At 67.4% G+C, this 23,779-nt stretch carries 21 protein-coding genes; 15 read left to right on the top strand and 6 right to left on the bottom strand.

The genetic code is table 11. The annotated features are described in order from the left end of the window. Positions 1–687: 687 nt before the first annotated feature. The 5 genes from C7C46_RS28135 to C7C46_RS28155 all read right to left on the bottom strand — a co-directional run bounded on the left by C7C46_RS28135 (position 688) and on the right by C7C46_RS28155 (position 4,592). Positions 688–1,401 carry an HAD family hydrolase gene (locus C7C46_RS28135; protein WP_110672744.1) on the bottom strand — a complete coding sequence of 238 codons (714 nt, stop codon included), beginning with the start codon at positions 1,399–1,401 and terminating at the stop codon, positions 688–690. 2 nt (positions 1,402–1,403) lie between these two features. Next, the gene (locus C7C46_RS28140) at positions 1,404–1,673 is read right to left on the bottom strand and encodes a hypothetical protein (RefSeq protein ID WP_110672745.1); all 270 of its coding nucleotides are present in this window, start codon (positions 1,671–1,673) and stop codon (positions 1,404–1,406) included. An 18-nt stretch (positions 1,674–1,691) separates the two neighbouring features. Then, positions 1,692–2,114, bottom strand: coding sequence for an NUDIX hydrolase (locus C7C46_RS28145; protein ID WP_110672746.1), 423 nt, complete (start codon positions 2,112–2,114; stop codon positions 1,692–1,694). Positions 2,115–2,394: 280 nt separating this feature from the next. Further along, complete coding sequence (locus C7C46_RS28150) at positions 2,395–3,078, bottom strand: RibD family protein (RefSeq protein WP_110672747.1); 684 nt, start codon at positions 3,076–3,078, stop codon at positions 2,395–2,397. 50 nt (positions 3,079–3,128) lie between these two features. Continuing rightward, positions 3,129–4,592, bottom strand: coding sequence for a helix-turn-helix domain-containing protein (locus tag C7C46_RS28155; RefSeq protein ID WP_181442575.1), 1,464 nt, complete (start codon positions 4,590–4,592; stop codon positions 3,129–3,131). Between the two features lie 155 nt (positions 4,593–4,747). Between C7C46_RS28155 and C7C46_RS28160 the strand changes: the two genes are divergently transcribed. The 15 genes from C7C46_RS28160 (at position 4,748) to C7C46_RS28220 (ending at position 21,808) form a co-directional block, all read left to right on the top strand. Beyond that, positions 4,748–5,317: an ATP-binding protein gene (locus C7C46_RS28160; RefSeq protein WP_146259235.1), complete on the top strand. Its 570-nt coding sequence runs from the start codon at positions 4,748–4,750 to the stop codon at positions 5,315–5,317. A gap of 109 nt (positions 5,318–5,426) precedes the next feature. Continuing rightward, on the top strand, positions 5,427–5,861 hold the full coding sequence (locus C7C46_RS28165) for an NUDIX hydrolase (protein ID WP_110672750.1): 435 nt from the start codon (positions 5,427–5,429) through the stop codon (positions 5,859–5,861). Positions 5,862–5,895: 34 nt separating this feature from the next. Beyond that, positions 5,896–7,761, top strand: a complete 1,866-nt coding sequence (locus C7C46_RS28170; protein WP_110672751.1) for a radical SAM/SPASM domain-containing protein — start codon at positions 5,896–5,898, stop codon at positions 7,759–7,761. Further along, the gene (locus tag C7C46_RS28175; protein WP_110672752.1) at positions 7,758–8,387 is read left to right on the top strand and encodes a hypothetical protein; all 630 of its coding nucleotides are present in this window, start codon (positions 7,758–7,760) and stop codon (positions 8,385–8,387) included. The genes C7C46_RS28170 and C7C46_RS28175 overlap by 4 nt, the downstream gene beginning before the upstream one ends. Then, positions 8,384–9,124, top strand: a complete 741-nt coding sequence (locus C7C46_RS28180; protein WP_110672753.1) for a hypothetical protein — start codon at positions 8,384–8,386, stop codon at positions 9,122–9,124. Before C7C46_RS28175 ends, C7C46_RS28180 begins: the two co-directional genes overlap by 4 nt. Beyond that, positions 9,121–9,816 (top strand): nucleoside/nucleotide kinase family protein, encoded by a 696-nt coding sequence (locus tag C7C46_RS28185; RefSeq protein WP_181442576.1) that lies wholly within the window; start codon positions 9,121–9,123, stop codon positions 9,814–9,816. Before C7C46_RS28180 ends, C7C46_RS28185 begins: the two co-directional genes overlap by 4 nt. Next, on the top strand, positions 9,776–10,633 hold the full coding sequence (locus C7C46_RS28190) for a protein kinase domain-containing protein (protein WP_110672755.1): 858 nt from the start codon (positions 9,776–9,778) through the stop codon (positions 10,631–10,633). The genes C7C46_RS28185 and C7C46_RS28190 overlap by 41 nt, the downstream gene beginning before the upstream one ends. A 112-nt stretch (positions 10,634–10,745) precedes the next feature. Beyond that, a complete protein-coding gene (locus tag C7C46_RS35385) occupies positions 10,746–10,886 on the top strand; it encodes a hypothetical protein (protein ID WP_181442577.1) in 141 nt (46 codons plus the stop codon). 109 nt (positions 10,887–10,995) lie between these two features. Beyond that, a complete protein-coding gene (locus C7C46_RS35390; protein WP_181442578.1) occupies positions 10,996–11,901 on the top strand; it encodes an aKG-HExxH-type peptide beta-hydroxylase in 906 nt (301 codons plus the stop codon). Continuing rightward, complete coding sequence (locus C7C46_RS28195) at positions 11,898–13,202, top strand: serine hydrolase domain-containing protein (RefSeq protein ID WP_181442579.1); 1,305 nt, start codon at positions 11,898–11,900, stop codon at positions 13,200–13,202. Before C7C46_RS35390 ends, C7C46_RS28195 begins: the two co-directional genes overlap by 4 nt. 170 nt (positions 13,203–13,372) lie before the next feature. Then, positions 13,373–14,296: an HNH endonuclease signature motif containing protein gene (locus C7C46_RS28200; RefSeq protein ID WP_245985075.1), complete on the top strand. Its 924-nt coding sequence runs from the start codon at positions 13,373–13,375 to the stop codon at positions 14,294–14,296. A 106-nt stretch (positions 14,297–14,402) separates the two neighbouring features. Beyond that, positions 14,403–15,143 (top strand): SH2 domain-containing protein, encoded by a 741-nt coding sequence (locus C7C46_RS28205; protein WP_146259237.1) that lies wholly within the window; start codon positions 14,403–14,405, stop codon positions 15,141–15,143. Between the two features lie 803 nt (positions 15,144–15,946). Beyond that, on the top strand, positions 15,947–19,405 hold the full coding sequence (locus C7C46_RS28210) for a helicase-related protein (RefSeq protein WP_181442580.1): 3,459 nt from the start codon (positions 15,947–15,949) through the stop codon (positions 19,403–19,405). Then, positions 19,405–21,303 carry a hypothetical protein gene (locus C7C46_RS28215; RefSeq protein WP_110672759.1) on the top strand — a complete coding sequence of 633 codons (1,899 nt, stop codon included), beginning with the start codon at positions 19,405–19,407 and terminating at the stop codon, positions 21,301–21,303. Before C7C46_RS28210 ends, C7C46_RS28215 begins: the two co-directional genes overlap by 1 nt. Before the next feature lie 85 nt (positions 21,304–21,388). Then, positions 21,389–21,808, top strand: a complete 420-nt coding sequence (locus tag C7C46_RS28220; RefSeq protein ID WP_110672760.1) for a very short patch repair endonuclease — start codon at positions 21,389–21,391, stop codon at positions 21,806–21,808. A 9-nt stretch (positions 21,809–21,817) separates the two neighbouring features. Here C7C46_RS28220 and C7C46_RS28225 read toward each other — a convergent pair whose 3' ends face one another. Further along, a complete protein-coding gene (locus C7C46_RS28225; protein WP_245985078.1) occupies positions 21,818–23,698 on the bottom strand; it encodes a DNA cytosine methyltransferase in 1,881 nt (626 codons plus the stop codon). Between the last annotated feature and the right edge of the window lie 81 nt (positions 23,699–23,779).

Below are 23,779 nucleotides of genomic sequence, written 5' to 3' on the forward strand. Positions count from 1 at the left end.
TCGCCGTGAAACAACGAGGCCGACGGCCAGTCAGCCGATTCGATTCCACCGATTCCTCGCTCCTCGCTCATCACTTTGGCCACAGAGAATCAAGCGCCACCCCCGGCACCGATGTAGACGCCATTCAGACAGAAGAAGATGCGCGAATCGAGATCTTTCACACCCAGGAGTGGTAAGTCTGAAAAGCGACTCAGTGGCAACCAGAGGCGGCGCCATGAGCTCCGCCTTCGTCACCTTCCCGTCGCCGATGCCGCGAACGGCCATGGCACCTGAATGGGCGTCGGCACACAGGTCGAGCCCTCAGAACTCGCAGGTGGCCTCGACCAACTGGGGCTCACGACGCCCCGCGGCGCCAGCCCACACGCCGTCACAACAGCCATAACTGCCACCACCGCCAGTGCGTGGCCGACCCATCGCCAAGCAATCTCGACAGTCTTCATCAGCTTCTCCTGCTCCGGTCCACCCTGCTGCGACCTCGTCGGTCACTTCGACACCCGGTTCTATGACCGAACTCGGCAGCGCAACCCATTTCAGCGCGAGCGTTCACAGGAATGGAGGACGGGCGAGCTGAACTAACGGCCCCAACCAGGCGATTTCACCAGGTCCAACCACCAGCAGAAACCGCCGGTGCGCATTTCCAGCCGTAAACCGTGACGGCGAGCGTGACCGCGGCGCGCCAGCCGAACGTCAGCTCACCAACCCTGCAATGGAACCGAGAAGGAGATCAACATCCTGCAGATCACTGAGGACCACATCAGCTTCGGCGGCTGCGAGTTCTTCCGCGGTGGTCGTTCCGGACGCAACCGCAATCACTCTTGCTCCGCCGTCGTGGCCCGTTCGAACGTCCTCCAGCGAGTCACCGATGATCACGGTGTTGGCTACGGTGAACTCCGTCCGGTACTTCTGCGCGGCCCGTCGCTGAGCTACCGCTACGAGTGCAGGTCGGTGAGAGTCGTCCGAGGCGAAGGCGCCGATCGAGGTCTCCAAGTACGCGTCCAACCCGAAGGTTCTGACCTTGATCTCCGCATTGGGTCGAAGGTTCCCGGTAACGACTGTCGGCACCAGGCCAGCGGCCCGCCGAACTGCTTGCAGGGCTCCAACCGCGCCCGGCATGACCTGGCCCTCGTCACGCATCTCCGCCACTCGCTCCGTGAGCAGAGTGGGGAGCCGCTTGACCACCTGCTCCGCCAACGTGTCCACCTCCAGCTCGGGCACACCGTTCTCACGCAGGAACTGGCGGACGGCCAGCGGCATCGTGACGCCGGTCCCCCGCGCGGGCAACCGCTCGGCGGGACGGCCGACGACCTGGGCAAACGCGTCACGGTAGACACGGCGGTCGATCTCGCCAACGTAGACCAGCGTCCGGTCGATGTCCCACAGCACGAGCGACCTGGCGGACATCCTCAACTCCCCTCGGACACCACCAGCGCCGAGCGCTCGATCAGCTCTCGGGTGCGCAGCCCGGCGTCAAAGGTACGCAGGCCGTCCAGGGTACGACCGAGGTGGTCGTGCAGACGGGATGACTGATCGCCGACTACCAGCTCCGGCACGTTCTCGACGGCCGCGTAGCCCGACTCGAGTTCGCCGCTGCGCAGGTGAGCCGAAACTGCTCTCTTATCGAACAGCGCCCGGGCTTGCTGGGCCGCCCTGTGCAAGGGGGCCGTAGTGCGCATGGGCCGGTACGCCGCGGATCAGTCGACTCCCAGTTGGTCGTACCAGCGGGTGATGGAGTCTTTGTAGCCCTGCGGCATGACAAGGTCGACGACCTGGCCCCTGGCGAAAAGGCCGATCTCCTTGTGCTCGTTGCTCAGCACCGGAGCTTGCTCCGGCCCGAGACGCCGGCACCCGTAAGTGACGATAAAGACGTGCCGGTCGGGAATCGGCTGGTACATCCAGACATCCAGCAGCGGCCCCACAGCGACGTCCCAGCCACTCTCCTCCTGGACCTCGCGGGCGACACAGTCCGCCGGCTCTTCGCCGAGCTCGAGTTTGCCGCCAGGTAGTTCCCACTCCTCCCGCTCGTTCTTGAGCAGCAGCACTCTGTCCTGCGAGTCGAGCACCACGCCTTTGACCGAGATCGGGAAGGTGCGCGGGACGTTCGAGGAGTCGCTCATCGTTTCCTTCGCGGTGCGCCGACGGCCGTGGGCACCCCGAACGTAGCACCGGAGCCGGCCCCACCGTGTCACCAGCCGCCTGCCAGGAACTTGACAGTCGGTCACTTTGTGGCGGCGGAGCGCTGCCTCGGCAGTGTGAACCTGGCGACCTGTCTGGCGACGCTCACTCTGGCACAGCAGCTGTGCGGCCCACACCTGGGCTGGGCTGCCAGCCGCGTGGCACGTCGGCCCGAGGCGGGGTACTTCCGGCCAGCAACTCCCGTCTCAGGCGCTCCAACGATCAGGCTGTGCGCTGCTTGGGCGCGTACCGCAGGAGGACGACGTCGCCGACAGTCGTGGCGTCGAGGAGCTTCATGCGGCTGGTGGAACCACCGGGGTACTCGGCCGGGTGTACGAACCTGGGAGCCTCGGCCTGGCCGACCAGCAGCGGGGCGACGGCGAGGTGCACCTCGTCGGCGAGGTTCTGGGACAGGAACTGGGTGTGGATCTGTCCGCCGCCCTCGACCATGAGGCGCGCGACCCCGCGGTTGCCGAGGTCGTCGAGCAGGGCGCCGAAGTCGACCGTCGCGCCGGTGCTGACGACGTCGGCCAGGCCGTCGAGCTCCTCGCGCAGCTTGGCGGCGGCGGAGTCGGTCGTGTAGACGACCTTCTGATCGCCGAAGTGCCAGAACTTGAGGTCGCAGCTCAGGTCGCCGCTGGCGGTGATGGTCACCTTGAGCGGGTAGGCCGGCTTGCCAGCTGCCACACGGTCGGCTCGGCGCTGCTCGCTGTTCACGAGCAGCCGGGGGTTGTCACTGCGAAGGGTGTTGCCGCCGATGAGGATGGCGTCCGACTCCGCGCGGACTTGGTCAACCCGGTCGAAGTCCTCCGCATTCGAAAGCAGGAGCCGGTCGGCTGACGTGTCGTCAATGTAGCCATCGATGGAGGTGGCGACACTCAGGAGGACGTACGGGCGCTCGGCCATGGAGAGCTTCCTTCTTTCGGCTGGTGCGGTGGGACGTCTGCCTGAACTGATCACACTTCATGCAGCATGACGTTGTCGAGCGCTTCCCGGAACTCCGCTACCTCAGTCACGGTGCTCCACCGATGCAACTGCGCGTCGAGGCCCGCGAGCTCGGTGAAGATGCGGGCCGAGCCGGTCGCCGTGGCGATGGTCAGCGCGGCCGAACCGGTGCTGGCGGCTGCCTCCGGGCCGAGGGCATGGAGTTGGGCGACGGCGGCTCGGGCCAGGTAGACGCCACGGTCTCGCCGGTACGAGGCCGGGAGACCGCGGATCGCGCGTTCGAAGCCAGCGACGGCCTCCTGGTGGTTGCCGAGCGCGGACAGGGAACGGGCACGCTGAGCTTCGACGTAGGCGGCGTCGAGCCACCGGCCGCGGAGCGTCTCGTCGTCGTTCGGCAAGGTAACGACCTCCAGCGCCTGATCGTAGGCGTTCTGGCTGGCGCGTTCGTCGCCTCGCAGGGCGTGGCCGTGTGCCCCGTAGACGGTGCCCATGGCGAGCAGGCGGCTTCGCGGGGGCGCTATCCGCTGGGCGGCCTCCGCTAGGTCGACGGTGTCAAGGGGATCCCGCATGTCGCCCGCGAGTTGGGACTTCCGGGCCATGGTGTAGACGGTGAGGCCGTGGTCACCGGCCACGGTCGACCATTCGATGGCGCGGTCGGCCCAGTACTGGGCCGCGCGGAAGTCGCCGCTGTCCTGCAACAGCCAGCTGCAGAACTCGGCGTACTCGGCCTGAACCTGCATCAGATCCTGCCGGTCCCGGCCGGAGGTCACCTCGCGCAGCCGCTGGATCTGTCGGATGTGATCCTGCACGCTGGTGACCACCTCGCGCGGTCCGAGGTAGTTGTCGCACTCGACAAGCGACCGCCGCAGCACCTGGAAGTTCTCCACGGGGTGCACGTCCGACGCGAGCAGGTCGGCCGGGTCAGGCGCTGTCGGCGCGGCTGCGGCGGACGCAGGAGCGAGCGGGAACGCGCCGGTGCCGGCGACGGCAGCGGCACCTCGGAGGAGTGCTCGACGCGGCAGGGTCACGAAGATGATTCTCCCGTCGGGAGCCCGACAGGCAACCCGCACTTCGCCATTCATCAGCGTCATCGCCGAACCGATAGTGGCAGGGTCGGTTCTCTGCCCCGGAACGGGAGATCCGCTCTCCTCGTCCGGTGTGGGCGCTGCAGCCGGCCTGTGTCGCGACGAAGCCGACTTCTTGGACCGAGAACTGTCCGCTTCAGGCCGCCGCTTGTCCGCATCGCCGTCGAGGAGCTCCAGGAAGCGCGAAAGCACGCCGCCTGTGTCGAGGGCGGCGTCAAGGGCAGCGGCAAGCTCCGGTGGGCACGGCCGTTGCGCCTTCTCGATCTTGGCGATCAGATCACCGCTGACGTGCACCATCGCACCGAGCGCGTCTTGCGAGAGCCTGCGCAGCGTTCGCCAGTAACGGATCTCGGCGCCCAGCCAGTCTCGTGCCGAGCGGGAGGGCTTCAAGTCCCTTGGTCGCTGCGGCATCTCACCCCTCTCTGCCAGCCGATGTGGACAACGTGGGCCGTCTGCATCCGGGTCTAGTCCCGGAGCATCGCCTGGGCGCTGAATGGTTCCACAACGTCGCGCACCCAGTACACACCGCGACCAGCGGGTGGCGGGTGAGTTTCGAGATCCGACTCGAAGTCATCCGGCCTGAACGGGGCGGCGTCCGAAGAACAACGGTCGAGGAGGAACAAATGCCCATCGCGGAAGCGAGGTTGAGCTGGCGCTACCGGGTCGCGCTGCCGGGGATCCACCCCGAGGTGATGGCATTGGTCCGTCAGATCGTCTGCTCGCACCTTCGCCTCTTGGGCTTGGCCGAGTTGTCGGACGTCGTGGCGCTCGGCGTGACCGAGCTACTGACCAACGTCTACAAGCACACCGCTGGCGGCTGCGAGTTGGAAATGGAGGAGACCGACGGAGGCGTGCTGGTCTCCGTGACGGACTTCGATGACACGCTTCCGGAGGTCAAACAGCCCGACGAGGACGCGGAGGGCGGTAGGGGGTTGCTCCTGCTGAGCAGCCTGGTCGACGAGCTTTCAGTGGTGAGCCTGCCGCTGGGCAAGCGGGTGTCCTTCCTCCTGCTCAGCGCCTTGGGCAACGACACCGGTCCTGAGTGTCGAGGTTCCTCCGATCGAGAACCGTTGGTGCTTCAGTTGACGAAAGTTGATGGTGACTCAGACCCATAGACTCACTGATCCCCCGCGGCTCCGAAGCGGCGCTGTTCCGCCCGGAGCCGCAAGCCGGACATTCCGAGTCGTTCGGCTCAACCACCATCGCCAAGCGAGGGGCGCATCCATGCCCGAGAAGGTCACCAAGGACAAGGTGCTCGTCTACGTCGTGCGCGACGACCGGCTCCTGGTCTTCCGACACACCGACTACAGCTACGAGGAGGTCGGCATCCAGGTCCCGGCGGGCAGCATCCGGCCCAGGGAGACCCCGGAGGCCGCCGCCCTGCGCGAGGCCCGCGAGGAGACTGGGCTGACCGACTTCAAGATCATCCGTAAGCTCGGCGAGGCCGAGTACGACATCAGCCCGTACCGGTTCGAGATCCAGCGCCGGCATGTCTTCCACCTGGAACTCACCGAGCCCACGCCCGAGCGGTGGACGAGCCAGGAGGACCACGACGGCGAGCAGGAGCCCACCCACTTCGAGTGCTTCTGGATCCCGCTGGAGGCCGCCCACATCCTCCAGTCCGGACAGGGCGCCCTACTGGGCCGCTTGTACGACTGATCCCATCCGCTCACGGCAGTTGAGGAGGCCGTCGATGCACCGCACCACCGAACAGCACCACACGGGGATTGACCAGCTCTACCGGAGCCTGGACGCCGACGACACCAGCACCGCGGTGTCGGTGATCGTCAAGGTGCGCGGCGAGGAGTGCGACGTCGACTGCCTCTACTGCTATGAGAAGCGCAAGGAGGCTCCCGGAGGAGCGCGGGTCGGCGCCGCCCAGATCGGGCAGCTGGCCGTGCTCTTCCGGGGCCGTTCCCTCGCCGTCGAGCTCCACGGCGGTGAGCCGCTGACCGCCGGAAAGGAGCACCTCGCCGAGATCCTCGGGCAGCTCGCGGACATGCCGCAGGTGGTCCGCGTGAGCCTGCAGACCAACGGCGTCAGGCTCGACGAGGAGTGGCTGGACCTCTTCGACGCCCGATACCCGGGACTGCAGATCGGGATCTCCCTGGACGGCGACGCCCGGGGCAACGCCTGGCGCGTCGACTACAACGGCAAGCCCATCTACCCCCGGGTGGCCCGGGCCCTGAACCTGCTCGCCGAGCGGGGCCGCAGCGTCGGCGTCATCGCCGCCGTGACTCCGGCGGTGATCGGCCGGGCCGAGGAGGTTCTCGACCACCTGGCCGGCTTCGGCTCGGTCAACGCCGTCAGCTTCGTCCCCTGCTTCGACGGCACCATCCGCAGGGCCACCGCGACGAGGAGCCGCCGCACCCCGGCCAGCCGCCTGCTCCAGCAGGACGCCCTGAGCGCCAGCAACTCACCGGCCTGGGCGATCCACCCCGACGAGTACGCCGAATTCGTCCTCGCCGCCACCGCCCACTGGATCTCTGCCGGCCACTTCGCCCGCCTCAAGCTGGAGCCAGCCGTCTCCACCATCCGGCGCCTGCGCGGCCTGGACAGCGGCTTCTGCCACTTCTCCGACCTCAAGTGCGACCACGTCTTCACTCTCTACCCAGACGGCCGCCTCGGCAGCTGCGACGAACTGCCCTGGCCGCAGGCACGGCTGACCACCCTGCAGACCGTGACCGGGCAGCGCGAGATCACCGAAGCCCAGCACCGCTCCAACCTCCTGAACCAGGGCAAGGCCCTGATGAACCGTTGCACCACCTGCGACTACCGCAGCACCTGCGGTGGCGGCTGCATCGCCACCCGCTGGCGCATGGATCTCGCCGACGACCAGGACGCGTACTGCGACTACCGGATGCGCATGATCGACGGCATCGCGGCTCTGCTCGCCCAGCCGGGGCACCCCGACGGCTCCTGGTGCCGCTCCCTGCGCTGGCGCCCCCGCACTCCCAACAGCATGCGCGACGTGGCCGGATTCCTCACCCACTGGGACGACCCGACCGCCCCGCGTGCCACCGTCAGGCTGCACACCAGCGATCACGGCAACATCAACACCGTCGGACAGCCCGGCATCCACGAAGCCGACGACCTCGACCCCACCCACCACCAGTGGCGCGACGCCATCGAACCGGGCGTCTGGCCACTCGTCCATACCCTCACCCACCGCTGGGGCCTCGTCACCTACGACAGCTGCGAGGGCCACACCTACACCGGCCTCTACCTGGAACCGGCCCACCGCAAGGTCGGCATCCTCACCCGCGACCAGGACGAGCACGCCCGGGCCGCCGCGGCCTTGTGCCGCGCCGCCGCTGCACCCGACCTGCGCCAATCGGTCACGGTCACCCTCGGCCGCGCGGAGCTGACCTGCGAGACCACTGGCACCCGCACACCGGTCCTCGACCTCGCCCTGCAGAAGGCCGACGGCCACACCTGGGACGACTACTTCGCCCAGCTCGACGCCGCCACCGCCGTCCTCAATGAGGCCCTGAGCGCCGAACATCCGAGCTCCGACCCGACCTGCGCCTGCCCCAGGCCGATCCAGGTGAGCGGGTGAACGCCGCTCTCGCGGATGTGACGCTGCACCAGCTCCTCGGGCGCATCGTCTACTTCCACACGATCTTCATCGTCCCTGGCTGCCAAGAAGAGCCAGTGCTCGCTCCAGCAGAAGCCTGCTGCAACCACCGTGCCGACATCCGCCAGCGCACCGCCTACGGCCTGCTCGCGACCACTGCCTGGAACGCCCTCGACGAGATCGCCACCACCCTGCCCGGGCACCACAACCCCTGCCCCGACCGCGACGGCAGCTGCTGCGCGACCTGCCGGGTCGCCACCGCCGGCGCCGCCATCACAGACGCCTGGCTCGTCACCGAACACCACGCCTACCACCGCCCCCGACCGGACACAGCCACCAGAGTGGTCTGCCGAACCGCAGGCGCCGCCCGTCTCGCCCACGCCTTCGCCACCCAACACGCCTCCGCCTGCCCCGCCCTGGCATCGCTCAACGGCGCCGGCAGCCCCCTCCTGCCCACCCCGGACGAACTGCCGCTGACCGGCGAACTGCTCACCCTGTGGCAGGACCCGCTCTCCACCGCCAGCCGCCCCGTCGTCAGTTGGCTCAACCACTGCACCGCCCTGGACGACATCCACCGCGTACTCGAGACGAGGAGGAACAACCGTTGATCCACATCGCCGAGACCGTCGGCTTCGGCAGCGTCGAGAACTTCATCGACCCCACCGAACAGCAGCACCTGGCCACCCTGATGAACGACTTCCTGGCCACCGGCGACCGCGCCCGCTTCGGCAGCGAGCGCCGGGCCTCCATCCACGAGATCCCCGGCCACACCGCCGAGCAGGCGATGGCCGTCTACGAGCCCGCCGGCCGGACCGAGATCCCCAAGATCCCCGCCGAGGCAGAGGAACTGCTCCAGCACGCCTTCGACCGCGCTCGCCCGGCCCTCGCCCGCGTCATGCCCTCCATCACCACCTGCCGCCCCTGGACGTACGTCGAGTACGGACCTGGCCAGCACATCACCAGCCACCTCGACGGCATCGCCCCCGACCCGCTCGCCTGGCCCCGCCAGATCGCCGGCATCAGCGTCGTCATCACCCCCGCCGAGACCGGAGGCGCCTTCTACGTCGAGACCGCCTCCAGCGACCAGCTCTGGAACACCCAACTGGGCGAGGCCACCGACCACGGCTACGCCGACGGCATGTGGCTCGCCCACGACGGCGCCGACAACTCCGCCACCTGGTTCACCCGGATGCCCCGCACCCGCTGGCACGTCGACCCGGCCCCCGGCACCGCCCTGCTGTACGGATCCCAGCTCACCCACGGCACACTCCCCGTGACCAACGGCCGGGCCGCCAAATTCATCAGCTGGCTCATCGCCGAGCCCGCCACCGCCCAGCGGGGGTGAACGCGGTGCTCCTGGCCCTCGAAGGAATCGCGGGTGCCGGAAAGAGCACCCTTCGCGACCGCCTCCTCGCCGACACCCGCACCCACGGCATCGACGTCAGCCACACGGGCCAGTTCTCCTGGCTCTCGCCCACCGCCACCCAGACCCTCACCCGTCTGCGGGCCGGCCACCCGGCCGCCAGCCCCGACGAGGCATCAGAAGCCGCCTGCTGGGACCTCGCCCTCCACGCCCGCTTCATCCTCACCCCGGCCACCACCGCTGGGCCCGTGATCGCCGACCGGCTCACCCTCTCCACCGCAACCCTGCTCGCACTGCTCCACCCGTGGCCCGTCCACGCCTTCGTCGAACGCCTCGCCGAGCAGACCGAAGCCTGGCCCCGGCTGACCGTCCTGCTGACCACCCCACCCACGACCTGCAACACCCGGATCGCCACCAGGGCCACCGCCCGGCGATTCGCCGAGGAGCCGGACACGGCCCACCAGCTCGCCGACCTGTACGAGCAGGCCGCCGACGCCTGGACCGCCACGACCGGTCTACCTGTCCTGCGACACCCCGGCACCACCACAGCCGACCTCGACCACCTGGCCGCCCTCTGCCTCGACCAGCTGCGCGTCACCAGTACAGCGCAGCACCGACCCCAGGAAGTCGCCGATGAACCTGAACCCCCTCCACCCCGCAGCCTGGGTCCTTGACCAGGTCCGAGAGGCGGGCTGGCACGTCCATGAGCTCCTCGTCTTCACCAGGGCCAGCACGCTCATCAAGGCCAGCCGCCCCGGTCAAGCACCGGTCGTCCTGAAGGCCGGCTTCGGCAGCAACCACGTGGTCGCCGAACTCGACGACGCCACCAGGCCCGCCGCCTACGGCTTCTACTGGTACACCCAGATGACCGAAGCCGAACGGGCCCTGGCCCGCGAGGACTTCCGCCACGAGGCCGAACTCACCCAGGCTGCCGGCAGCAGCGAACACGTCGTCCCGCTGCTGGAAATCGGAAGCTGCGAGCGCTTCGACTGGTACACCATGCCCTACTGCCAAGGCGGCAACTTCCGCGCCCTCATGGGGGCCGCGCCGCTCACCGAGGGACTGGGCATCCTCGCCGACGTCGCCGACGGCTCGCACCACCTCCACCAGCAGGGGATCGTCCACCGGGACGTCTACCAGGAGAACGTCCTCATCCACGAGGGCCGGGGCCTGATCACCGACCTCGGCGCGGCCCGCCGCACCGACATCCCGCGCGGACCCGCCGGACGCGGACCCGAGGTTCACTGGCCGCCCGAGTACGCCACCGACTACGCGCACGTCACCCCGGCCGCCGACGTGTTCAGCCTCGCCGTCCTCGCCTACCGCCACCTCTACACGGACATTCCGCGGCTCAACCCCTCCACCGAAACGCTCACCACTCCTGGCGGCATCGGAGAGGTGATCACCGCCGCGCTCGCCCACGCCCCGGCCGACCGACCGGCCATGGCCGAACTCCGCGACTCCCTCCGGCACGCCAGCCAGCTCACCTGATCCAACGTCAGAGGAGAACCGCCCATGGACAGGGCGAGACCACCGCCCTGGAGCCGAGCGCTAGCAGGAACACGCTCAGCTCCAACCATCAACCCAAGAAGGAGAGATCCACATGGAGACCACCGACCGCATCGGCGACTTCCTCGCCGCCGTCGAGGACCTGCGCGGCGAGGACGACACCGTCCGCACCACCGCCCACACCTCCAGCGTCTCGGCCGAAGGCTGGCCGACCACCGACGGCGACGTCGCCTGATCACCAGCCACCGCCGGAGCGTCGAGCACCGGCACTGACCAACCCCTGGGGCCGGGCCACCCGGTCCGGCCCCAGGGCCCCCAGCTCACCATGCCCAGGAGGACCCCCCGTGGACGCCCCCGTCGACTTCGCCTTCCCACCCATCTACCGCCTGCACCGCAGCCGCATCGCGAAGATCTACAACGTCACCCACCCCACCGCACCGCCGCAGCTGGCCGGCGACGCCGCCTTCGACTACGCCCTGGCCCACCACGTCCTCGAAGGCGCCGAGACCGCCGCCCGCTCCCACGACGCCGAGCTGTTCGACTGGTACACCGCCAACCCCGACGCGGCCAGCGCCGACAAGCTCACCCCCACCGCCGTCGGCCCGCGCATCGTGCTCAGCCCCGCCCTCACCGACCTGCCGCGATCCCCGATCTCCGAGACCCCGTACTACGTGCTCCGGCCCGAGACCACCCAGGCGCCGCTCAACCTGCGCAGCCTCGCCGCGTCCGCCTACGCCACGGCCACCGGCAACGGCTTCGCCGACCTCCTCGCCGCCCACGCCGTCGTCCTGTGCCTGCTCCGCACCAAGCAGCTTGGCGACACCCTCGACAGCTGGACCATCACCCGCCTGCCCGGCACCGTCTTCCTCGACCACGTCGGCGACCCCGTCGTCCTCGCCCGCGACCTGATCCACGAGGCCGGACACAACTGGCTCAACGACGCCCTCGCCGCCACCTCCTGCAAGATCAGCGACGACGCGCACTTCTACTCGCCGTGGAAGCAGACCGACCGGCCCGCCTTCGGCTTCCTCCACGCCTGCTGGGCCTTCCCGCTCACGATGATCTACACCGCCCGCGTCCTCGACCGCACCAGCGGCGATCTCCACCGCTGCTTGACCGCCTACCTCGACCAGCAGCGCACCCTGCTGGCGGGCACCACCGACGACCACGCCCGCGCCTTACAGCTGATCACCAACGACGGTCTGCGCGCCCGCCTGCACGCCGTCCACCAGCAGGCCCTCGCCCTGTGAGCATCCGGCAGCCCAGCGAACCGGGCCTCTCCATCCTCCTCCGCCGCCCCGGAGAGGACGCCATCAAGCTGCACACCGGCCTGGCCAACCTCGAACACGTCGTCCCGATCAGCCCCGACACCGCCTTCAACGTCGGCTCCGTCGCCAAGCAGATCACCGCCCACCTCGCCCTGCTCGCCGCCGCCGACGGCCACCTCACCCTCGACCAGCCCGCGCACACCCTACTGCCCCGGCTTCAGGTCCACGACGTCACCATCCGCGACCTCATCACCCACCACTCCGGCCTCCGCGACGCCGAGAGCCTGCTCTCCCTCGCCGGCTTCCGCGACCTGGATCACTACACCGCTGACGACCTCATCAATCTCGCCTACCGCCAGAAGCAAAGAGCCGTCCCCACCGGCCAGTTCCTCTACAGCAACACCAACTACCTACTCCTAGCCAAGATCCTCGAAACCGTCCACGCCACCGACCTGGCCACCCACGCCCGCACCCGCCTCTTCGACCCCCTCGGCATGACCGCCACCCACTTCAAGACCGACCCCCGCCAACTCATCCCCCACGCCGCCAGCGCCTACCGCCCCAGCCCCGCCGACTGGCAGCACACCGCCCAACCCGCCACCCTCCCCGGCCCCGGCTCCCTCTGGACCACCCCGACCGACCTCGACCGGTGGCTCGACCACCTCCACGCCCGCTGGCAGCAGTCCGGCCTCGAGTTTCCCGACCAGGAGGCGGTGCCCTACCGGTCCGCCGCCCAGGATCAGTACTTGTACGGGGCTGGCCTCTACGCGGACCCCCGAACCAATTTCCGCGTCGCATTCCACTACGGCCACGAGCAGGGGTTCTCAGCAGCCGCCAGCCTCGGCGCGACCGGCCTGCGGGTGATCTGCCTGTCCAACAACGCCGCGCTGACGGCTGATCACGCCGCCGTTTCCCTGCGGTCGGCCGCCAAGCAGCCCGGCCAGCAGCTCGCGGACCTCCTGGACCACGCCGTCCATGGCGCTACGGCAGCCCGCCAGGTCCCTGCGTCAGACCGACTCCGCCAAGCCGGCCAACACGTGCACAGCGACATCGGGCTGTTCACCTGTGAGGAGGTCCCCGGGAGCCTGCGGCTGACCCGAGCAGGGGACAGCGTTCACCTGTGGCGTCGCGGTACCAGCGAGGAGATCGTTCCGACGGAAGCGTTCAAGTACTCAGGCCACGGTTACACCATTACCTCGGCAGGAAAACTGGACGAAACGGACGGGTTCACCCTGGACTTGACCCGATCGCCCGGCCTCCGCTATGTGCGGCACAACCGTTGAAGACCCCACAGTGACGTGGCTTCGGTGAAACGGAATGCAAGCTATCAACTGCGGTCATCTGCAGTAGATCACCGATAGCCCGAAACCTCGAACAGCTACCATGCCAGACTGGGTAGCTGGGCTTTGGACACGATCGACTCAGCGTCGACGGGATTGCGGGAGGGGACGGATTGGGTGCGTGGCTGGCGCTGGCGCTCGGGGAAGATCGCCAACACGGCGGCAACGAGGGCTACGACGACGAACCATCGCGACATTACAGCTGGGACAGCACCGTCCCCAACCATAGCCGCCTGGCAGCAGGGGACGTGCTCGCGTTGTGGGATGCGAAGACCTTGCTTGGGGTGTCCGTGATCGAAGACATCATCGTGAGCGAGACCGTGAAGCCCGTCTACAGCTGTCCGATCTGCCGCAAGGCCGACTTCTACCCACGCAAGAGAGAACATCCAGCCTATGTATGCCGCAAGTGCGGTGCGACGTTCGATGAGCCCGCGAAGCGCAATAAGCAGGTGACAACCTACCGATCTAGCCACGCTATGTCCTGGGTTGATATGACCGGCGTGCTGTCTGCCCAAGAGTTACGCGCTCTGTGCGACTCCCCCAAGTCGCAGTTGAGTTTACGTTCGCTCCGATGGGAAAAGCTGCGGGCTGCAATCACAGGGGCCAACACTGCAACAACGGTAGGCATTGCGGACGCCGCTCGCGCGGCCATCGCAGGTGGACATCGCCCCGCCATCGTACGTGTGAGGGTGGGCCAGGCAGCTTTCCGGAGGAGGCTGCTGAACGACATGGGTGAGATCTGCGCCTTCACCGGCCCAGCGCCAGCCGCAGCCCTCGACGCTGCTCATCTATACAGCTATGCGATCAATGGCAAGCATGACGAGCACGGCGGCTTGCTGATGCGACGTGATATCCATCGCCTATTCGACCTGGGGCACATCACCGTTAACCCCGAGTCCCTGACTCTGGACATCTCCGAGCAGCTGCATCCTTACCCCCTGTACTCAGCGCTCCAGGGAGCCGCGCTGACCGTTCCGATACTCAAAGGACACCGTAACTGGCTGCAGGCCCACTGGCATTTGCATCGCACCACATAGGGGCGATCGAAGGCCCTGCTGCCCCTGCAGAGAGTAGGCCAACAACGCCAGTAGCATCGCCCGTCGGTCTTTCGACAAGACCCAGGCATCCACAGTCGCATGTATCGTGTCACGCAAGTTCTTTCAGGAGCACTGGGAGCCGCGCATGATCCCGTTCGTCGATCTGGAAGTTAAGCCCTACCTTCCCGCGAAGGCAGTCCTCAGACTGCCTGCCGAGGACGAAGTCTCCGAGGACGGGTTCGGCTACTTCCATGACATGTGGCTCATCGGCAATGTTTCGCGCGCAGAAGCCGACCAAATGGTCGAGGAGGATCGCCACCTGCTCTCACTGGTCTCCGAGAGCGCCAACACTCCGATCGAGTTCGAAGCGATCGCTTCCGCCCTCGAGAACGGCGACCCGGAAAATCTTCCGGCGGGATTTTCTCAGCGATCCCCAGACAGCGAGATCGCGACGATCCTCGAGGAAGCTGACGATATTGAGCCTGTGCTGGGATGTCTGGAAATCGGCGTAGCCGGTCTGATCTACGCGCTCAATTCTATCGGCGGCATGACGGCAGCCAGCTGCCGTGGACACAGTTCTGATCAGGCATGGTCCGATCACCCGGTGGTCTTCCTCGCATGCGAACCAGACCTTGCCGAGTGGCTGGTTCCGTTCGTACGAGATGCCGGATGCGGTTTTGGCGACGCCAGTTCACGGGGCCCGCTCGTCACGATCTATGCACCGTCAGTCAGGAACACGGTCGAATTGGCAAGGCTCATTATGGCGCGCTGGGACGATCATCCTCCACGTAGAACTCGCGACACAGGAGCTCCGGCTGTCGACTCCGGCCAGGAGCCTCTGTGGTAGCCGCCGGGTGAGGCCACAGATTCGGCGATGCCACGGTGCGCATCGCGTGACGCGTTGTCCGCTCCTCCGGGCAGGCAACGCCCGGCAGTGATCGGGCCACCGGCGGCCCTGCTGGCGCGCTGCCCCCGGCCGGCCGGAAGTTGCTGCGTATCACTGCGGCCCCGGCACAGCCGGGGCCGCAGGCGCGACCAGCGGCGCGGGTCCACCTGGGTTTTCGAATCTCGACCAGTGGCCAATCGGTACGCTGAGCAGCAGCTATGCGACTTCCTGATCGCTGGCGTGACGTCACATCCCATAGCCTGACCGTTAGTTGCGTCCACATGGCTTTGCGTAACGGCACCCTCAGGGTTCACACTGTTGTTGCCCCGAGAAGCTGCAGATACCCGACCAAGGCGCCGTGCCCTGGTGGCTGCGGCGGGTGGGCGTTGGAGCCTTCGTGGACATACCCGTCCCGAGGGGCGGTTTGACGTACTGGCCTGCGTCACCTCCCTCCTCTCGATCCACCTCCAGGGTCGGCGCCCAGGTGGGGCTGCCCGTCTTGCAGGCTGAGCAGCGCTCAGCTATTTCTTCTGCTGTCGGCCGTGCACTGACAACCCCCGCTGGCAACTCTGCCGCAGTCCTTGCCACCTGTGCTCTCGGAGTTGAGTGGTCCTCCTCCGGAAACGGCATGCGTTCGTCAGGCATCGATTTCTCGGGGCATGTGCGGTCAGCATGGCCCATTTCGCCCATGCGGGCCACTCAGTGTCCCTGCAGGCGGCACACCTGTCGGGCCAGCCGCCACGTTCCGTCGTCGAGGAGCTGACGTGTCCACCACTGCGTATGAACCCACGCTCGACCAGCAGGCGGCCATGGTGGAGCACCTCGTGCACGCCGTTGTCGCGGACGGTACCGGTGACGCGGACGGGGACCTGTGCCTCGGTGAACCTCCCAGCGCCCGTTACTACATGGAGAGCCTTGCTCCTCGCAGCGACGAGTCCGGCGGTGCCGGCGTCCGGTTCGGCAGGGCAACTCCGGACAGCCTCGGCTTCGAGTTCGAGGCGGAGGTCGGCTCGACGATCGAGGTCTTCGCGAGGGCCTCGTTCTACTACGCGGTTCTCCCCACACGCGACGAACAGCTTCGCTGGGCAGGCGAGCGGGAAGAAGCGTTCCGGCTGACTCCCCTGTTCCGGAGGCGGGACGTGAAGGTGGGGCCGGTCGAGGTCACCCTGGATACCGGCCGCCGAGTTCGACGGGTTCTGGAGCAGGAGTTCAGGGCATCGTTCGCCGAGCAGATCCGCCTCGCCCTTGCCGACCCCAGGATTGACCGGCGGCTCGGTGACGACCGCCGGGAGCGCCTCGTACCGCCCAGCGCCATGGTGGACGACTCTACCTTCGAGCGCTGGTTGGCCTCAGTGGCAACTGGCACCCCCATGGCCCCGTCTCCGGCAGCTCAGGTTGTCGTCTCAGTCAGGGCGGTCGCCGAGGGGCGCCTGCGCGTGACAGCGACGCTTCAGAACTGCGCTATCGAACCGACGGTCGTGGTCCAGGGACGTGGGCGCAACGCCGGCAGGGCGCGACGCGACGAGTCCAGGGACCACTTCCTCTTCCGCGCAGGTCTTGAGGTCCGCGGCGACGTGCTCCTGCCGATCATGATGGACCTCGGCGCCGACGCCTACCGTTACTCGGGTGCGCTTCCCGCCTACGCCAACAACTGCGGGGTGGAAGCGTCCACGGACGGGGCACGTCTTCTGGGAATCCGCAGCGTTCCCGTCCCCACACACGACACCTTCCGGGCTGACTCCCACAGTTCGCCACAGTGGACGTTCGAGTCACTCATGCGCGCCCCCCTGCCTGTCCTGGACGATCTCGCCGACAGCATGGACAGCTATCTCGGCGGTCCTGTCTGGGAGGGCGCTGACCTCGCCGACCAACCGGAACTGGCTGCACGCAAGGCCGCTGACCGTGAGACAGCCACACTCGAGGTCCGCCGCTTCAGGGACGGAATCTCGTGGCTCAGGCGCGACCCTCGCCTCCTGCTGGCCTTCCAGCTCGCCAACGAGACCATGGCCGAACTGGACAGGCGCAGGCGGCGGAACGCCAGTGGCCGGCCGGGAGGCTGGCGGCTGTTCCAGCTCGTCAGCATCGTGAGTCAGTTGAGTTCCCTGGCTTGGCGCGAGCATCCGGAGTCGGCCTTCGAGAAGGGCCTCTGGGGTGACGATGACTCCGCCGATCCGACCGCGGCAGCTACGGTCATCTGGTACCCGACCGGAGGTGGCAAGACAGAGGCGTACCTGGGGCTGGTCATCACGGCCATGTTCTACGACCGAGCCCGGGGTAAGACGGCCGGTGTCACGGCGTGGTGCCGCTTCCCCCTGAGACTGCTCACGCTCCAGCAGACGCAACGCCAGATGAACGCCGTCGCGCTGGCCAACCTGGTCCGGGAGCGGGCTGCGAACCGCCTGCAGGCGGTAGGAGGCGGCCCCGGATCCAACTTCCTGATCGGTTTCTACGCCGGCGCGGGAAACACACCGAACTCACTCACGAGCGACCCCGGACTGCTCGCGAGACTTCGCACGGACGAGGAAGCCCGACGTAGGTATCGGCTTGTCGACGAGTGCCCGTACTGCTGTGAGCGCTCCGTTGACATCCCACCCCCCGATGAGCGGGACCTCAAGCTGCTGCACGTCTGTACCGCGTGCGGAAAGATGCTGCCCCTCGTCGTCGTTGACACCGAGATCTACCGCTTCCTGCCGTCCGTGGTTGTGGGCACGCTGGACAAGCTCGCGAACATCGGACTGTCCGACCGGTTCGGGTCACTTCTCGGGGACGTCGACTGTCGCTGTAAGACTCACGGGTACGGGCGTGGGATGAAGTGCCACGAACGTCAGGCTCCCGGTCATGCCAAGGCGCCGGTGCAGCCCCTGAGTCCGCTGTACGACCCGTCACCGTCCCTCGAGATCGTCGACGAGCTGCACATGGTCCAGGAGGAGCTCGGCGTCTTCTCAGGGCACTACGAGGGTCTGCTCGCCGAGGTCCAACGGTCCCTCTCGGCCCGCCAACGCGCGGACGGTCGTGGGGTGCGGACGAAGGTCGTTGCCACAACAGCGACCATCCGCGGCGAAGACCGGCAGTGCGAGCACCTCTTCGGGCTGCGGTCGGTCGTCGTTCCGCTCCCCGGTCCGACCCTCGACGAGAGCTTCTACTGGCGTCTGGACAGGTCTCGATCGCTGCGCCGGTTCGTCGGGATCATGCCGACGAACGGGACTGCGGAGATGACCCTCGTCCGCATCCTGACCTCGCTGCATCGCACGCTGCAGTCGCTGATGCTCCGCAGGAATCTCCCTCCCGAGCTGGCCGAGTGGCCGCCGGAGCAGCTCTCCGGAACCGTCGATCTCTACCGGACCAGCCTGACCTACACCACCGCGCTCCCCGACTTCGCCAAGATCAGTCGGTCGCTCGACACCCAGGTCAACGAGATCCTCAAGCGTGAGGGCTTCGAGAGCCTTAAGGTCGCCCAGCTCAGCGGCGACTCCCGCCTGGACAACGTCCGTAACGTCCTGGACGACCTCGAGTCACGGGACGGCAAGGTCGACACGGTCGTGGCCACGAGCATGGTGAGCCACGGCGTCGACATCGACCGACTCAACCTCATGCTCTTCCACGGGATGCCCAAGTCCATGGCGGAGTACATCCAGGCTTCGTCCCGAGTCGGCCGCAGCTACCACGGCTTGGTGTTCATGCTCTTCAACCCGCTGCGTGAGCGGGATCGCTCGCACTACCGGTACCACGGCAAGTTCCACGAGTACCTGGACCGCATGGTCGAGCCCGTGGCCATCAACCGCTGGAGCAGGTTTGCCGTGCGCCGGACTCTGCCAGGGATCCTGATGGGCCAGATTCTGCAGGTGGCCAACCGGGAGTGGTGGGAGACGGGACACGCCCCAACGCACCTGCACGATCTCGCCAGAGTCCAACAGGCTCTCAGGGACCCCGGACAGGGCGGACTGACATCCACTCAGCTCGACGAACTCCTTCGGGCGATGTACGCGGTGTTCCAGGCCGATCGACCCGAGGCGGCGGAACTCCGCACCGATCTGGAGGAGCTGGTCGCCCACGCACGGGAGAGCCTTGGCAGTGCGGGAGCGGGCGCCGGCGTCTCCGCTGGAGGATCCCGTGCCTACCGAGCCACCGGAGACTACCTCGGTCTCGAGCACCGGCCCATGACGAGTCTGCGTGACGTCAACGAAGGACTCCCGTTCCACATCCTCTCCGACCGGAGGTCCTGATGCCCTTCAACCCGAGGTCCGACGACATGAGGCGGGACCGCAACCAGATTCTGTACCGGCATCGCCCCGGTCAGACCTTCGACCACAGCAAGGGTGGCTACACCGCACAGGTCGTGCAGTACGGACGTGACGAGGAGTTCGAGGGTCCGCTGCTCGACCGTGAGCACCTGGTGGGCGAGGCGATGCGCTTCGTGTCCCGCTGGAGGGCGGCGGGGCGCGCGGTCTCCCCCGGGGCGGACCGCGCGCCCGAGTTCCCCCAGGAAGGGGGGCTGGGCAGTCGGCAGTACGAGGTGGTCATCCCCGGCAAGGTGTTCTGCAGGGTGTGGCCCCGAGTGATCCGGTGTGCCAGGGTGACGTGCGGCCTCGTCTGGGCGGCTGCGGATCCGCGGCCAGGCGTGGACGAGTGGCCACCTACATGCCCGGGCTGTGGGAACAGCGGCGGGAATCGGCAGCTGCAGTTCGTCTTCGCCCACCGGTGCGGCGAAGTGGCGCAGATGCAGCCTCCACGGAGCTGCCCGAAGAACCACACGACCTTCAAACTGGACGACCGTGCCAGCCGCTTCAGGGACTTCCGTTGGGAGTGCATGACCTGTGGCTTCCCGTTTGCCGTCCAGTGGAACTGCAACAATCCCACCTGCAGTTATCCCGACAAGTACATGCAACCGCTGCTGCACTCCGCCGGAGCCGCCCACGTCGGGCAGGGATTCACCCTCGTGAACGCGACGTCGGCGGAGGAGGCCCGCAGGGCAGCCGCTCCGTCGTACACGGTCGCCGTCCTGGGCCGCTGGCTGGAGGAGATCACGGAAGACGAGTTCCGGCGGCTGACCGACGGCCTGGCCGTCGACGTTCCGGCCGAGGTGCTGTCCAGCATCAAGGTGATGGAGGAGAACGGGCTCCACGAGCAGGCCCGCGCGCTGCGAGCGCGCTTCATGCCCGTCGACGTCAGTGCGCTGAAGGATCGAGTGCGCAAGGCTCTTGGCCTGGATCCCGGGAGTGACGCGGTCCGGCAGATAGCAACCCAGCTCCACACCTTCAGGAGGGTGCTCAACCTGGAGCGCGTCGACCTCTCCCGCCTGGAGCGCGAGGCTCGGAATCCGGATCGACTGCACCTCTACAGGCGCTACCGCGGGGTGCTGGAAGACTCCGGGTTCGATCCGGCGACGACCTGCCTCATCGGCGACCTCCCGGTCACCTATGTGGCGGTCGGGTACAGCCGAACGGGATTCACTCCGGACGAGGCGGACCTCGTTCCCTACCGCGGCCGGCCCAGCCGAAATGCGCCCGTGAGCACCCTCCTGTACGCGAACCCCACCCAGGCCGAGGCCCTGCTCTTCCAGCTGGATCCGGAGCGGGTACACCGCTGGCTCGTCCGGAACCAGCTGGCCACGCAGTCGGCGCTGGCCGACGCCGGCGGAGTCCGACGATGGCTGCTTCAGCTGCTGGGCCAAGGTGACGGGGAGGCGTTCCATCGGGACGCACAGCCGCCTCCGGGAGATCCGGAGAGGCCGGTCTACGAGCTGTTCGGGCTCCTGCACTCGCTGGCGCACCAGTTGCTCCGTGCCCTGGCAGTCGACAGCGGGTACACCGAGACCAGCCTGTCGGAGTATCTCTTCCCTCACGACCTGGCCTTCGCCCTGTATCCCAACGGCGGAGCCGAGTTCAGCCTCGGCGCCCTGCGAACGGTGATCGAGCAGAACCTGGACGCGGTCGTGACTCGTGCAAAGGACAACGACTCCTGTCTCTATGATCCGAACTGCATGCTGAGCGACGGAGCAGACCTGGGGTGCCTCCTTCTCCCCGAGACCGCCTGCCAGCACTGGAACCGCAACCTGTCCCGGTGGCACCTGTTCGGCGACCCGGACGGCGAGAAGATTGGGTACTGGGACCCGACGCTGTAGTCCCGGCGGGCTCCCGAGACTCAGGCGCGCGTGAACGGGTGAGCCGGCACTGGGGTGCTGCACATGGGAAGGACGGCTGAGGGCGATGGAGGGATGGGTCAGCACGGCCGCGGGGGCGCACCTTCGCGGGCGTGCCACCCGCAACACCAAACCGGAGGTCGTCCTTCGGCAGCACGTCCACGCCCTCGGACTCCGATTCCGGCTTCACGTACCGGTGGCACCCAGATGTACGCCCGACTTCGTGTTGCCCAGGTATCGGGTGGCCGTCGTCGTTGACGGCTGCTTCTGGCACGGGTGCCCCGAGCACGGCGCTGCCGAGTACAGGGGGCCCAACGCCGAACGCTGGACGCAGAAGATCGCAGCCAACAGGGAGCGGGACCAGCGCAACACCCGTGCCGCCGAGGCCGACGGGTGGACCGTTCTCCGGATCTGGGAGTGCCAGACCCGTCGAGACCCCGTCGGCTCAGCGCTCCGAGTCCGGTCGACTGCCCGAGGGGAGTCCTGAGCCGTGTGGTCAGAAAAGCGCCTGCTCGGACAGCTCGTCCTTGCTGGCGCAGAGCTCACTGAGAGGACACCCGGAGCAGATCGGTCCCACGGCACGGCAGTTGGTCAGGCTCAACAACCGCACAGCAGCCATTCGGAGCGGTGCCTCGTCGCCTGCACCAACCAGCTTCGAGAGGTTCACGCGCCCGTCGTTGAGAGCGTTGGCGGACTCACGGTCAGAACCAGTGCCTGCCACACGCTCGGCGACGCGGATTGCGCCATGGGATGCCAGAAGAAGATCGTTGTCCCTCAGGAGCCTGAAGACGGCCCGCTCGTTCGGCTTGAACCCGATTGCGGTAACGACCCGCTCGTCGTCCTCCCATGCCTTCCGCTTTCCGGCGACTACTTCCATTCGCTCAAAGGACTTCCTCGCAGCAGCGCTCGGAGCCGAATCCAGAAGCTTCTTGTAGGCCGCCCGGGTAAGCGTCGCCAGGCCGCGGACCTGCGCCATAGCCTCGGCTGTACCCCCCTGACCTCCTCGACCGGTGCTGAGCAGAGCAGCGACGGCCGCTTGGGGCCGGCCCATTTCCCGGCCGGGCAGTGCGCTCCAGCCAGTCCCCTTGCGAAGGTCCGTCGCCCAGTCCGTCAGCTCCCGGCGCACCGTACGCCAGTACGGCTGAAGCGGCCCGTCGACCGAGTCCTCGGGATGCGCCTTCACCGCAAGTGCAGCTGCCGCGCCCAGAAGCGGAGGAACGGCGTTGCCGATCTGACGGAACGCATCGCTCCGCATACCCGCGAAACGGAAACCGTCAGGGAACGTCTGGACTCGAGCAGCCTCCCGGACGGTCAGCGTCCGGGGCTGACCCGGGTGGATGTACCAGTACCCGTCCTTGGCGATGTGAGCCGTGATACTCCGACTGAGCTCGTTCCACCCGAGTCGGTTGTACTTGTCCGTGAAGTGTTCGGTGTCGTAGCGGAAGAGCTTTGACTTCTCGGGATCGTCCTTGTACTTCTCGTAGAGGTCCGAGTAGATGCTCTTCTCGTCCATGAGCTCGAAGAGTTCCGCGTCGTCGGCACGTACCGGACGGGTCATGTGGTCATGGACCAGCCCCTTCGGCGCACCCTCCCTCATCTCCCGGGCGAATGCAGAAAGCTTCTTCCGCGACGGGTAGCGGGTCTCCCGGTGTCCCGTCTCACCCGTGGGGATCGGCGGGAGATCCTCAATCGCATCACGAAGCGTGACCTTCTGGTCGCTCGGCGCAGGCCATCGAAACTCGAGGGAGTCCAGCCGCGCCAGGAGGATCAGTCGCCTCCGGTGCTGGGGCACGCCGAACTTCCATGCATCCGCGAGTTGGACCTGAGTCGCGTAGCCAGCATCCTCGAGCATCTCATCGATGATGCGGACGACGCGGAAGTCATCCGCAAGGCCCATGTCCGGGACGTTCTCCATCAGGACCGCTCGCGGCCTGAGTGCGAGCACGATCTCGATGTACGCGCGCCAGAGCTCCTTGCGGAGGTCGTGCTTGTCACGGACGCCGGCCTTCACCAGACTGCGGATCTTGGCGCTGCCTGCCCGACTGAACGGTTGGCAGGGCGGACCGCCGGCCACGAGGTCCACCTTCACGCCCTCGAACAGCGACAGCAGCTTCTCACGATCGTCTGGACTACCGAGATCGAGGTTGAGGCTCATGCCCGGAAAGTTGTGCCGGTGCGTCTCCAGCGCACGCTCGTCCCTGTCGACGGCTGCGGCAACGGTCCACCCTGCGCGCTTGAGGCCGAGGCTCAGGCCCCCCGCCCCGGAGAAGAGGTCCACCGCCAAGGGCTCGTCCTTGTGACGGCCCACCCACTCCCGGAAGGTGTCGGGCGTGCAGGAGTCGGGGTGCGGCTCCAGAGGGAGGTATTTGCTGCGCACCAGAGTTACCCCGTAGGTCCCTGGCGCACGAGTCCTGCCCGACACCCCACACCCTCCGCTCGACGCCCTATGACGGGGACC

Source organism: Streptomyces tateyamensis (genome assembly GCF_003205575.1).
Lineage (GTDB): Bacteria > Actinomycetota > Actinomycetes > Streptomycetales > Streptomycetaceae > Kitasatospora > Kitasatospora tateyamensis.

What these genes read in the sequence shown, in the direction of transcription:
- C7C46_RS28220 (WP_110672760.1), top strand. Translation starts at nt 21,389, where the DNA reads ATGGAGGGATGGGTCAGCACGGCCGCGGGGGCGCACCTTCGCGGGCGT.
- C7C46_RS28215 (WP_110672759.1), top strand. Translation starts at nt 19,405, where the DNA reads ATGCCCTTCAACCCGAGGTCCGACGACATGAGGCGGGACCGCAACCAG.
- C7C46_RS28150 (WP_110672747.1), bottom strand. Translation starts at nt 3,078, where the DNA reads ATGGCCGAGCGCCCGTACGTCCTCCTGAGTGTCGCCACCTCCATCGAT.
- C7C46_RS35385 (WP_181442577.1), top strand. Translation starts at nt 10,746, where the DNA reads ATGGAGACCACCGACCGCATCGGCGACTTCCTCGCCGCCGTCGAGGAC.
- C7C46_RS28135 (WP_110672744.1), bottom strand. Translation starts at nt 1,401, where the DNA reads ATGTCCGCCAGGTCGCTCGTGCTGTGGGACATCGACCGGACGCTGGTC.
- C7C46_RS28140 (WP_110672745.1), bottom strand. Translation starts at nt 1,673, where the DNA reads ATGCGCACTACGGCCCCCTTGCACAGGGCGGCCCAGCAAGCCCGGGCG.
- C7C46_RS28170 (WP_110672751.1), top strand. Translation starts at nt 5,896, where the DNA reads ATGCACCGCACCACCGAACAGCACCACACGGGGATTGACCAGCTCTAC.
- C7C46_RS28165 (WP_110672750.1), top strand. Translation starts at nt 5,427, where the DNA reads ATGCCCGAGAAGGTCACCAAGGACAAGGTGCTCGTCTACGTCGTGCGC.
- C7C46_RS28190 (WP_110672755.1), top strand. Translation starts at nt 9,776, where the DNA reads ATGAACCTGAACCCCCTCCACCCCGCAGCCTGGGTCCTTGACCAGGTC.
- C7C46_RS28145 (WP_110672746.1), bottom strand. Translation starts at nt 2,114, where the DNA reads ATGAGCGACTCCTCGAACGTCCCGCGCACCTTCCCGATCTCGGTCAAA.